Genomic DNA, 11102 nt, shown 5'->3' with positions numbered 1-11102 from the left:
CGCAAACGTTTTCGTTTTCTGTTAGAATGCACCTGAAACGGATGCCGAGGTGTCTATTTTGGAATTAAAACATGGTTTGGATTGATTACGTTATTATCGCCATTATTGGCTTCTCGGCATTAGTTAGCCTGATTCGTGGGTTTATTCGTGAGGCATTATCACTGGTCACTTGGGGATGTGCTTTCTTTGTGGCAAGCCATTTCTATACTTACTTAGCGGTTTATTTCACCCGTTTTGAAGATGAATTGGTGCGTAACGGGATTGCTATTGCGTTGCTGTTTATTGCTACTTTGATTGTCGGTTCCGTGGTGAACTATGTGATAGGTTCTCTTGTGCAACGGACTGGATTGTCAGGTACTGATCGGGTACTGGGGATCTGCTTTGGGGCATTACGTGGTGTGCTGATTGTCGCTGCTATTCTGTTTTTTCTGGATACATTTACACCATTGGCTCGAAGTGAGGATTGGAAACAGTCACAACTGATCCCGCAGTTCAGTCATATCATAAGGTGGTTCTTTGACTACCTGCAAAATGCGTCAAGTTTCTTGCCGGAGAAATATACCTCTCCGTTTGGCTGATGAGGAAGAACTACATGTGCGGTATTGTTGGTATCGTCGGTTTTACACCGGTTAACCAGTCGATTTATGATGCGTTGACGGTGCTTCAGCACCGTGGGCAAGATGCTGCGGGCATTGCCACTATTGATGGTAACAATGGGTTTCGTTTACGCAAAGCCAATGGCTTAGTGAGAGATGTGTTTGAAGCCCGGCATATGCTGCGTTTACAGGGAACGATCGGGATTGGTCATGTTCGCTACCCGACAGCGGGCAGTTCCAGTGCATCGGAGGCTCAACCGTTTTATGTGAACTCTCCATTTGGTATTACATTGACACACAATGGTAATTTGACGAATGCTCATCAGTTGAAGAAAAATTTGTTTGAGAATGCCCGTCGCCATGTGAATACCACGTCAGATTCTGAGATTTTGCTCAATGTTTTTGCGAGTGAACTGGATTGCTTCCAGCATTATCCATTGGAGCCTGACAATATTTTTGCGGCAGTAGCGGCAATGCATAAACAGGTGAGTGGTGCTTATGCCTGCATTGCGATGATTATTGGTCATGGATTAGTGGCTTTCCGTGATCCGCATGGTATTCGTCCGTTGGTTTTAGGTAAGCGTACTTTGGATGATGGCCGTAATGAGTATATGGTTGCTTCTGAAAGCGTTGCATTGGATACACTAGGCTTTGAATTCCTGCGGGATGTTGCATCAGGTGAAGCGATTTATATTACTGAACAAGGTCAGTTATTTACTCGTCAATGTGCTGAAAATCCTTCTCTGACTCCCTGTTTATTTGAATTTGTCTATTTGGCTCGCCCAGATTCCTTTATTGATAAAATTTCGGTTTATAACGCCCGCATACGGATGGGGCATAAGCTAGGGGCGAAAATTGCCCGTGAATGGGAAGATTTGCATATTGATGTGGTTATTCCAATCCCCGAAACATCTTGCGATGTTGCGCTAGAAATTGCGCGTATACTTGGTAAACCCTATCGTCAGGGATTTGTGAAAAACCGTTATGTTGGCCGGACATTTATCATGCCTGGGCAACAGGAACGCCGGAAATCAGTCCGCCGTAAACTGAATGCTAATCGCGCAGAATTCCGTGATAAAAATGTGCTATTGGTGGATGATTCTATCGTACGTGGTACAACGTCAGAACAGATTGTTGATATGGCTCGTGAAGCTGGCGCGAAGAGAGTTTATCTTGCTTCGGCAGCACCGGAAGTACGTTTCCCGAATGTTTATGGCATTGATATGCCCAATGCAAATGAACTGATTGCTCATGGGCGTGAAGTGGATGAAATTCGCCAACTTATTGGTGCAGATGCATTGATATTTCAGGATTTAACCGATCTGATCGACGCGGTTCGTGAAGAAAACCCGGATGTTGATGGGTTTGAGAGTTCAGTATTCAATGGTGTTTATGTTACCAAAGACGTTGACCAGACTTATCTCTATTATCTGGAGAATCTGCGTAAAGACGATGAAGTAAAACTGAATAATCAGAATGAAATCGAAAATCTGGATATCTATAATGAAGGTTGATGGCCTTCGGGTTTAGCAAAAACCGCCGTAAACCCTTTACGGCGGGGAGTAGTCACATAGTTGTTCAGTGTTTGTATGAGGAAAAAATGAAAAGATTGATAGTAGGGCTTACAGGAGCAAGTGGGGCCATTTATGGCATAAGGCTACTGCAAGTTTTACAACCAGTTGAAGGGGTAGAAACACATCTGGTTATCAGTCATTCCGCTCGCCAGACACTGGCACTTGAAACAGATTATAGTTTACGGGATGTACAGGCGCTGGCTGATGTTGTGTATGACAACAGAGATATCGCTGCTGCCATCTCTTCAGGTTCATTCAAAACTTCGGGCATGGTAATTCTACCATGCTCAATGAAAACCCTTTCAGGTATTGTCCACAGTTATACTGATGGATTAGTGACCAGAGCGGCAGATGTTGTATTGAAAGAAAGTCGCAAGTTAGTGCTTGGGGTGAGGGAAACGCCATTGCATTTGGGGCATCTCAGGCTGATGACTCAAGCGGCAGAAATTGGCGCGGTGATTATGCCGCCTGTGCCTGCATTTTATCATCAGCCTCAACAGATTCAGGATATTATTGACCAGACGGTTAACCGAGTGCTTGATCAGTTTGATATTGAGCTACCTCATGATCTATTTACCCGCTGGCAAGGGGCTAAAAGTGTTGAAATTTAGCATCCAGTAAGTCTTGAAATGCCTCTTTTAGCTGAAAATAGCGGAAGCCAAAACCCGCTTGTTCCAAGTTATGTGGTATTGCCTGTTGTCCGCCCAATACCAGAGCCGCAGCTTCTCCCATCAGTAATTTCAGCACAAAAGCAGGCGTTCGGATAATGGCAGGACGGTGCAATACTTCTCCCAGTGTTGCGGCAAATTGATCATTATGTACTGGATAAGGGGCGGTCATATTAAAAGGACCACTTAAACCGGGCGTCATTAACAGGTAATAGATACCATTCACCATATCGTCAATATGAATCCAGGGCAGATACTGTTTTCCGCTTCCCATTGGGCCACCAAGCCCAAGACGGAACAAGGGAAGCATTTTTTTCAGTGCTCCGCCGTTTTTTGCCAGTACAACACCAGTACGTAAAAGACAAACACGGGTTTTATCACTGGCTGCCTGTAATGCAAGTTGTTCCCACTGCTTACAGAGCTGATGAGTAAATTCATCATGAGGTGGCTCATGCTCTGTGACAACTGTTTGATTCTGATCCCCGTAATAGCCTACCGCAGAGCCGGAAATAAAGACTTCTGGTGGTGTCTGGCTGGCATTAATAAGCTTGCTGAGTTGCTCCGTTAATGTCCAGCGACTCTGGCACAGCTTCTCTTTTTGCGTTGAAGTCCATAGTTTGTTTGCTATGGGCTCGCCAGCAAGATTGATTACGGCATCAAAATCGTTGAGATCGGTTTTATCTTTCAGACTGGTCCAGCATTCAGCTTGATTGCTGAATAGAGAATAAACTTTTTGAGGTGAGCGGCTTAGAATAGTAATGGAATGGGATAGGGAAAGAAGTTGGCAAACCAGACGGCTACCAATCAAACCTGTTCCTCCAGTGATTAAAATACGCATAACCACTCCTATAACCTAAATTGTTGATATAAGAACTGTTGTTGATATAAAAACTATAGCATATAGCAGAGATATAAGGGTTGGTAGTTAAAGATATAGCTATCTGTCAGCCTGATCAAGTTTTGCGGGGAAATAGTTACCCCGCAGACATATTAGATTTTACTGTAGGCAATTTGAGTAGCGGGGCGCTGACTGATCGTGTCAAACCACTTTTTCACTGTCGGATAATCATTCAGATCAATACTCTGACGTTCATAAGCACGAACCCACGGATAAGTTGAGATATCAGCAATACTGTATTCCTGACCGCTCAGATAGGGTGTTTTTTCCAATTGGGTATTCAGGACTTGATACAAGCGCTTTGTCTCTTCCTGATAACGATTAATCGCGTAAGGGACTTTTTCCGGCGCGAAATGACTAAAATGGTGATTTTGTCCTAGCATCGGGCCAAAGCCACCGACCTGCCAAAACAGCCATTGCAAGCTTTGGACACGCTCACGCACATCTTTGCTAAGTAACTTGCCCGTTTTTTCTGCCAGATAAGTAAGAATAGCGCCAGATTCAAAAATAGCGATAGGTTTGCCACCATCGATTGGTTGCTGATCAACAATCGCGGGAATCTTATTATTAGGCGAAATGGCGAGAAATTCAGGTTTGAATTGATCTCCTGCGCTAATATCAATTCGGTGAATAGTATAGGGAAGGCCAGCTTCTTCCAGGAAGAGTGTGATTTTATGGCCGTTTGGCGTTGGAGCATAATACAGATCGATCATGGAACCTCCAGTGGAACACGTAATGGCATCACACATTATCATTAATTGGTATAGCGTGTAAGGTATGTTGATACCCTTCTTGGCATGAATAATGATCTTCCTGAACAGCACGACAGGAAGATCTATTAATAAAAGAGGTGATCAGCTTTTCTTCTGGAGAAAAGCATACTTATCTGGAGCTTGTTTTTATGCTGCCATCCGCGTTAACTGTTGCCCGACTTCCGCCGTACAGATCTTTCCTGAAAGTAGAGTAATCTGTGTGGACATCATCGCGGCCTTCTACTTCTAATTGTGCCAATATTTCCTGGCTAGATACGCTAAATCCTTTGGCATGTATAGGAGAAGAGAAAGGTTCGGTATAGAGATTCAATCCCCACTGAGGCGCTAAACCGTGGTTAGCTGCACCTAAATTAACTTCAATCATAGAATGATGATTATCATCAACCAGATAACCTGTTGCCAGCCATCGAGTGAGTTCTTTCATTTCCCGATCCCCACGTTGAATTGATTGCTCTGGTGATTCCCCGTTAGTAGGCGCACCTAAAGCAAGATCATTTTTCAGGCCCGCACTCAGCAACCTAGCCGCAGTAATAAAACGGTCTGTAGTACCGGAAGGTGCAGCGACAGTTGGCAAATTGTGTAAAGCTGCATCCTTGGAAAATCCGGTATTTTCTTTCACATTCCAGACAGAAAAGCCATTGCCACGTTGTACGATAATGTTTTTCTTAGCTAATTCTTGATGTGCTTTGATAGGTTCTGACCGACTAAATTGATAGTCAGTTCTATCCAGTCGGTTGCGAGGATTTAAACTGGCAAACGCCAATTCCCGGTTGGTCAAACGATTATTGGCCTCAAGTGAAGCGGCGGATGACCAGACACTATCCTTATCAGGAGCTGGTGCTCTGAAATCATTCTGAACTTTTGTAAGGCTATTGCCAGCCAGAGCAGGGTTACTGATAACTTCTTGCCCATTTACCTGTTTAGTCACCTGATATAATTCAGGATTTTCAGAGGCATTAAATTTATTTTCATTTTTAAAAGTGTAGAGTGCTAATTGATCAGGTAAGGGCTTTTCCTTAGTGGAACCGCGGGCAGGTGCAAAGTTTTTACTTTCCAAGTAACCAATATCAATTATATCTTTGAATTCTGATTTCAATTCGGGTGATGAATAGATCTTCTCCAGAGTGTCCCTGAAATAAGCTGAGTTGGTGAGATCATAATAAGCAGTGGCTTTCTCCCTCAATGTCAGCGGTTCTGTATCAGCCCTATCAGATCTGGCGCCATTCTGTTGTGCTTCGCTAATGATTCGAGTAAATCCACCTGCGCCAAGCTGACCGATAATACTAAAACCGGGTTTATCACCGGTATAGGCATTAAGCATCTTAGTGATTGCGGTTAATTCATTACCCTCCGCCCGAACGAAAAGTTTTACCAAATTAGATAAGAGAGAATCAACTGTTTTGTGGGCAGCGGTGCTTTTACTGGCTAGGTGAGAAATATTAGCTTCAATTTGTTTATTGGTCACGACGGACTTTTCATTCCATCGTGTGATAATAGAGGTCGGTGCTGTAAGTGGATTATCAATGGTATTATTTAATAATGGCTCGCAGCAGTGGCAAGTTTTATCTGTTGTAGTTGTTTGATGCAACTCATTTTGAGGAATATCAATCCTGGTATTAGCTCTCTGTATTGAAAAGTCTGGCATATTTTTTCTCCATTATGTTATTGTATTTTTTGCTGTGAACTTTTTAAATTTACCGCTTGAGAAAACAGGTCAAACCAAAATATTGTGGGATGAAGCTGAAGTGGTGGGCTTAGTTTCTGGAAAAGGAAGTTCAGCTCTTATTTTTTGCAGGTTCCCCAGAATATTAGCCAAGTCAGTAGCATCGATTCGCTCTATATCTTGTAATAAACAGAGACGAATAGTTTGTGTTGGCTGATGTAATGCGAGCCATGCTCCGCCAAGTATATTTATATTACTGTTTAATGAGAGCCAAAATTCCGCATCACTATTAATAAATGAAGCTACTGTATGATGAAAAGTCAGCATTGATCCCGTTGAATCGACTTCTAACCACCAGGGGCCATAATCACCAATGTTCAATTGCACTGCACCGGTAGAAAGATTCAACATAATGTTGGTTTGAGCGGCAAAATCTGCGCATAATTTTTCTAATTTGGACATAAATAAATCTCATCAAAAAAATCAACAGTAAAATATTGCCTAATTATGCAGTTGAAACACAAGGTAGTCTATCAAAAATAGACAAAAATATTGTAAGAATTAATCAGATAGATGGATTATGGGTGGTAACCAAATAATATCGTCAACGTATAGTGACGGTTAGCTTTTATGAAGAATTTGGCGATAAACTTAGCGGGATAAGGTGATATTGCCAATTTCAATACGGTCCTCGGTGATAATTTTTGGGTCATTTTAGACTGAGGGGGTAGAACGAATATATTGCTTTATATGACCGCGACAGTAATCTGCATATTATTTAATAATATTAAAATGAAAATATATACCCTATGGATTTCAAGATGGATCGCGGCGGCAAGGGAGCGAATCCCCGGGAGCATAGATAACGATGTGACCGGGGTGAGTGAGTGCAGCCAACAAAGAAGCAACTTGAAAGATGACGGGTATATTATTAATGAATTTATTATTGCTGTTCTAGTTGAGCATAGATGGAATTTTTTCATTATTTAATTCATCAAAAATAAAATTTAATGATTAATCATGATAGTTAGTAAGGATAATATTTTTATCATGTAAATCAAAATATTATTTTTTTGTTTTTGTGGTGATTATAACTCTATGTCAGGTGAATACGTTTGGGTTTTTTATTTTTTGTGGATTTAGTATTTGTGAAATTAAATAAATCAATGATCTGTATTGTTATTTTGTTGCCATTTTTAACTTTATATTTTTCATAATTATATTCGTTTTGCATTTATTGAATTTTATTACAATTACAGACTTGAGTGAATGAATTTTCTCTCCCACTATTATTAGTGTATCGACCTGATAATAAGTGTCGAACTAATATTCCAGAATAAAAAAAGGAAGATAATAATTATGAGCGAATTATGCCCAAGCGGCACTATTAATAGCCAAAAAATGACAGAAAATTGGGTGGAATTTCAATTAGTTGATGAACAAGGTAATCCATTATTGAATATGCCTTATCGTCTGATAAGTAGTGGGAGGTTGCGAGATGAGCGCAAAGGTGTGACTAATAATCAAGGATTACTTAGGGAAGAAAACTTATCACCTGATGCGGTAACGTTATATATCAGTGCTCAACCATTAGCTGATGAAATGGAACAGCGTCCATTACGGGAAAAACGCAGTATTAGGGCGTCAGTTGTCAAACCAAAAGCAGAAACGGAAGGTCATCAACACCGTTATGTGACAATTGGACAGATAAGTGATGGCTTGCCTGTCATTGATAAATGGATAGAGGAGAAACCGCCACGTTATCATTTCCCAGACCCGGTACCGAAAGGTTTTCGTGTTCTATCAACAAACTGCCGGTATGTTTTGGAAGTCTGCCCGTTTCGTGCATGGGTACTATTGTTACATCATCAGAAAGATTATTCCCTGGTGAATGCTTATAATTTGGCATTAATGGGATTGCTGTCATATTTTGATGATAATGTTGATATAGCCGGTTCTATTACTCATTTTTTTAACCGACAAATGCTGGATATATCCCAATTACCGAGTAAGGTGGAAAAAATATCACGTACGCCCATTGTTTATGATGTGCCATTTAGTGAACGTTATACTGATGTTGTATTTATTGATTCAAAAGCGGGTGAAAGTGGGATAGGAGATACGGAGTTATTTTATGTCGCTAATCAACAGGAAATTATTGTTAGCTGGCGGGGAACGGCGAGTGTCAATGACGCCCTCACTGATATTATGTATCAACCATTGAAATTGGGTTGTGAGCCAGATGGTGTATGCAGTGGTTTTATTAATAATGGTAAGGTTCATCGGGGTTTTTGGGAGGCATTTAATCTTATTGGTCAGTTAAAAGTTCCCGGTTATGATGAAAATGTGTTTGATAAAGTTATTGATTTAGCTAGAAGCCGAAACTTATTTATTTGTGGACACAGTTTGGGGGGCGCTTTAGGGTTATTACATAGTGCCCAACTGAAAAAATATCATCCTTGCTTATATAGTTATGGGATGCCGCGGACATTAACCCGTAGTGCAGTACAAGAATTAGAAGAAATTACACATTACCGTCATGTGAATGAAAATGATCTAGTTCCTTCTATGCCCCCGGAAAGAGACTTAGATAACTGGCTTTATAATTATTGGGGGCCTTTGGGTTATCTATTTAGTACTATTGAATTGTTAGGTTTAACAAACGGTCAGGAAGTTTTCTTACATCATGGGGAAATAGTTCACTTTTATAAAGCTGATCTCATTATTGAGACTTTAAAAAAGAGTGATTCAGACGATCTTATACGGCTCACAGAAATATTACCTGTCATGGCAAAATTGTATTTGATTCCGTCATTGAATAATGAAACGAAAGATAATATGAAGATGGCATTGGAGATTCAGAAAGAATTTTTTAAACAGATAAGCGACGCTGATAAGAATAAGTGGTTTCCACGTAATGCAAACCCGACTTTGAAATATGCCTTGGGGGTGCCTGATCATCGTATGCTTAAATATATTCATTACATTGGCGATCGGATTGCAGAGTTGTTTGTGCCAGAAAAATATTATTTTTATCAAGATCAGAAGAAATTATTTGAAAATACAATGAATGAAAGGAGTGATATTGTTCCTGATATTCGGCAACGTAATACACTATTTTTAAATATGGATAACCAGTTAGAGCAAGCACTTATTGATACTTTGCAAGATAAACAGAGTATTTTGGCCTTAACGCGTTATACCAATATTGCCACACGGATTGAGAAAGAGTTATGATGAAATAAAGGTGAATAAATTAAATATTAAGATTAGTGAATTGATATTTATACCCTATGGATTTCAAGATGGATCGCGACGGCAAGGGAGCGAATCCCCGGGAGCATAGAAAACTATGTGACCGGGGTGAGTGAGTGCAGCCAACAAAGAGGCAACTTGAAAGATGACGGGTATATAACCGAATAATAGAATGCTAGAAAATAATGCCGCCATAATGAGGAATATAGGCGGATGATGGTTGAGATTTTCTTTTTTAATTTGCAGGGTTGATAAGATGAAGCTATCAACCCTGTTATCATTACCAGTAAAAATCTTATCGGACTACAATTTTGTTGTCATTCTATTTCAAGTTTAGCGAAAAGGTTGCATGAGCCGTCTGAAACGAATAACTTCGTAGAGCCTCTATCGATTTGGTTGTTTTGAGTAAAATAAACGTCTTGTAGATTTGCAATTTTTTGCTAATAAAAAAGGTTTTTTGAAGATGGAACAAGAGAATGTAGTGAATATTGAGTGGATTGATATCGTTAATGAAAATAATGAAGTCATCGCTCAGGCTACGCGTCGGCAAATGCGTGCCCAACGTTTACGACACCGTGCGACTTATATTGTCGTTCACAACGGCATGGGAAAGATTTTGGTTCAACATCGTACAGTGACTAAAGATTTTTATCCGGGAAATCTGGACGCGACCGCAGGTGGTGTGGTGCTGACGGGTGAAAATATGCTGGATTCTGCCCGGCGCGAAGCGGAAGAGGAGTTAGGTATTGCCGGTGTGCCTTTTGCAGAACATGGTAGTTTTTATTATGAAGCAGAGGACTGCCGTATTTGTGGCGCATTATTCAGTTGCATCAGTCATGGCCCGTTTGCTTTACAGGAAGCGGAAATTGATGATGTATGCTGGTTGACACCGGAGGAGATAACCGCTCGCTGTGATGAATTCACCCCTGATTCGCTGAAAGCACTTTCTCTGTGGCTGACACGTAATAACGATTTTGATGAAATTATTGTTTATAAAAAAAATGAGAATAGTCCAAAAAGAGTTATCTAAAGTAATCTGAGTAGAAATTAATGAGGTTGTACATTCTTATTGATTATTGATGAAGAGCTGGAGGGGGCTGTTAGCCATCCTCCAATACGACTGTACTGTCTTTTCGTGGTTTTGAACAAACTGTTAATAACGTGCCGTAAAATATGTGCTTGGCGGCACAAGCACCACTCTATTTAAGCGGTAAGTAAATATCCGTCAGTAATTCGTGTGTAGCGACTTCATGCACAAAATTAAGGTAATGAAGGTAGGAAGCACGCTTTAATCGCATTAATTGGATATAGCGTCCTACCGGTATACCGCAGTAATTGGCAAACTGCCTGTGAAAGTGATAACGCGAAAAATTCGCTACCTCACTCAGTTGTTCCAATGTGAGCGGTTCATCCAAATGACGCTCAATATAATTAAATACCTGATTGAATCGTTTGACGTAGGCGTCAGTTTTATCATTGTGCATTGTATCCTCCAATTGAGAGCACTATGCCTGAGCATAAGAGACATTGCCTGACTGATTATTGTTGATTTTGGCATTAAGCCGATGTGGAAAATGTTATTTCAAATGAAACTCTAATCGTGTAAGGAAGAAAATAATAGCATATAGCAGGGAATGGTTAGGTTTGAATAATAGATAGCGTTTAGAGAAAAATT

9 protein-coding genes and 1 pseudogene are annotated in these 11102 nt (G+C 40.6%); 5 read left to right on the top strand and 5 right to left on the bottom strand.

Features of this window, described 5'->3' with window-relative positions; translation table 11 throughout:
• Positions 1–71: 71 nt before the first annotated feature.
• The 3 genes from cvpA (at position 72) to SLS51_RS12935 (ending at position 2781) form a co-directional block, all read left to right on the top strand.
• Positions 72–578, top strand: coding sequence for a colicin V production protein (gene cvpA / locus SLS51_RS12945; protein WP_118986360.1), 507 nt, complete (start codon positions 72–74; stop codon positions 576–578).
• 14 nt (positions 579–592) lie between these two features.
• A complete protein-coding gene (purF, locus tag SLS51_RS12940; RefSeq protein ID WP_323839036.1) occupies positions 593–2110 on the top strand; it encodes an amidophosphoribosyltransferase in 1518 nt (505 codons plus the stop codon).
• 86 nt (positions 2111–2196) lie between these two features.
• On the top strand, positions 2197–2781 hold the full coding sequence (locus SLS51_RS12935; RefSeq protein WP_113041765.1) for a UbiX family flavin prenyltransferase: 585 nt from the start codon (positions 2197–2199) through the stop codon (positions 2779–2781).
• On the opposite strand, the gene SLS51_RS12930 is transcribed toward SLS51_RS12935, so the two are convergent.
• The 4 genes from SLS51_RS12930 to SLS51_RS12915 all read right to left on the bottom strand — a co-directional run bounded on the left by SLS51_RS12930 (position 2762) and on the right by SLS51_RS12915 (position 6634).
• Complete coding sequence (locus SLS51_RS12930; protein WP_323839034.1) at positions 2762–3676, bottom strand: TIGR01777 family oxidoreductase; 915 nt, start codon at positions 3674–3676, stop codon at positions 2762–2764. The two genes, SLS51_RS12935 and SLS51_RS12930, sit on opposite strands and share 20 nt — an antisense overlap.
• Before the next feature lie 152 nt (positions 3677–3828).
• Entirely contained in the window at positions 3829–4449 is a 621-nt protein-coding gene (locus SLS51_RS12925) for a glutathione binding-like protein (protein WP_323839032.1), read from the bottom strand.
• 169 nt (positions 4450–4618) lie between these two features.
• The gene (locus SLS51_RS12920; RefSeq protein ID WP_323839030.1) at positions 4619–6154 is read right to left on the bottom strand and encodes a hypothetical protein; all 1536 of its coding nucleotides are present in this window, start codon (positions 6152–6154) and stop codon (positions 4619–4621) included.
• Between the two features lie 69 nt (positions 6155–6223).
• Positions 6224–6634 carry a type III secretion system chaperone gene (locus SLS51_RS12915; protein ID WP_323839028.1) on the bottom strand — a complete coding sequence of 137 codons (411 nt, stop codon included), beginning with the start codon at positions 6632–6634 and terminating at the stop codon, positions 6224–6226.
• An 897-nt stretch (positions 6635–7531) separates the two neighbouring features.
• On the opposite strand from SLS51_RS12915, the gene SLS51_RS12910 reads away from it, so the two are divergent.
• Positions 7532–9409, top strand: coding sequence for a lipase family protein (locus SLS51_RS12910; RefSeq protein WP_323839026.1), 1878 nt, complete (start codon positions 7532–7534; stop codon positions 9407–9409).
• A 481-nt stretch (positions 9410–9890) separates the two neighbouring features.
• A complete protein-coding gene (yfcD, locus tag SLS51_RS12905; protein ID WP_011147367.1) occupies positions 9891–10457 on the top strand; it encodes an NUDIX hydrolase YfcD in 567 nt (188 codons plus the stop codon).
• A 244-nt stretch (positions 10458–10701) separates the two neighbouring features.
• Here yfcD and SLS51_RS12900 read toward each other — a convergent pair.
• Positions 10702–10911, bottom strand: a pseudogene (locus SLS51_RS12900) (AraC family transcriptional regulator); the annotation flags it as partial.
• Positions 10912–11102 lie beyond the last annotated feature (191 nt).

This window comes from Photorhabdus africana (assembly GCF_035181445.1).
Taxonomy (GTDB): Bacteria; Pseudomonadota; Gammaproteobacteria; order Enterobacterales; family Enterobacteriaceae; genus Photorhabdus; species Photorhabdus laumondii.
The sequence above is the reverse complement of the archived record's forward strand: the minus strand, read 5'-3'. Positions and strand labels throughout refer to the sequence as shown.

Excerpts from the sequence above, each read along its gene's own strand:
- cvpA (WP_118986360.1), top strand. The coding sequence starts at position 72 with ATGGTTTGGATTGATTACGTTATTATCGCCATTATTGGCTTCTCGGCA.
- purF (WP_323839036.1), top strand. The coding sequence starts at position 593 with ATGTGCGGTATTGTTGGTATCGTCGGTTTTACACCGGTTAACCAGTCG.
- SLS51_RS12935 (WP_113041765.1), top strand. The coding sequence starts at position 2,197 with ATGAAAAGATTGATAGTAGGGCTTACAGGAGCAAGTGGGGCCATTTAT.
- SLS51_RS12930 (WP_323839034.1), bottom strand. The coding sequence starts at position 3,676 with ATGCGTATTTTAATCACTGGAGGAACAGGTTTGATTGGTAGCCGTCTG.
- SLS51_RS12925 (WP_323839032.1), bottom strand. The coding sequence starts at position 4,449 with ATGATCGATCTGTATTATGCTCCAACGCCAAACGGCCATAAAATCACA.
- SLS51_RS12920 (WP_323839030.1), bottom strand. The coding sequence starts at position 6,154 with ATGCCAGACTTTTCAATACAGAGAGCTAATACCAGGATTGATATTCCT.
- SLS51_RS12915 (WP_323839028.1), bottom strand. The coding sequence starts at position 6,634 with ATGTCCAAATTAGAAAAATTATGCGCAGATTTTGCCGCTCAAACCAAC.
- SLS51_RS12910 (WP_323839026.1), top strand. The coding sequence starts at position 7,532 with ATGAGCGAATTATGCCCAAGCGGCACTATTAATAGCCAAAAAATGACA.
- yfcD (WP_011147367.1), top strand. The coding sequence starts at position 9,891 with ATGGAACAAGAGAATGTAGTGAATATTGAGTGGATTGATATCGTTAAT.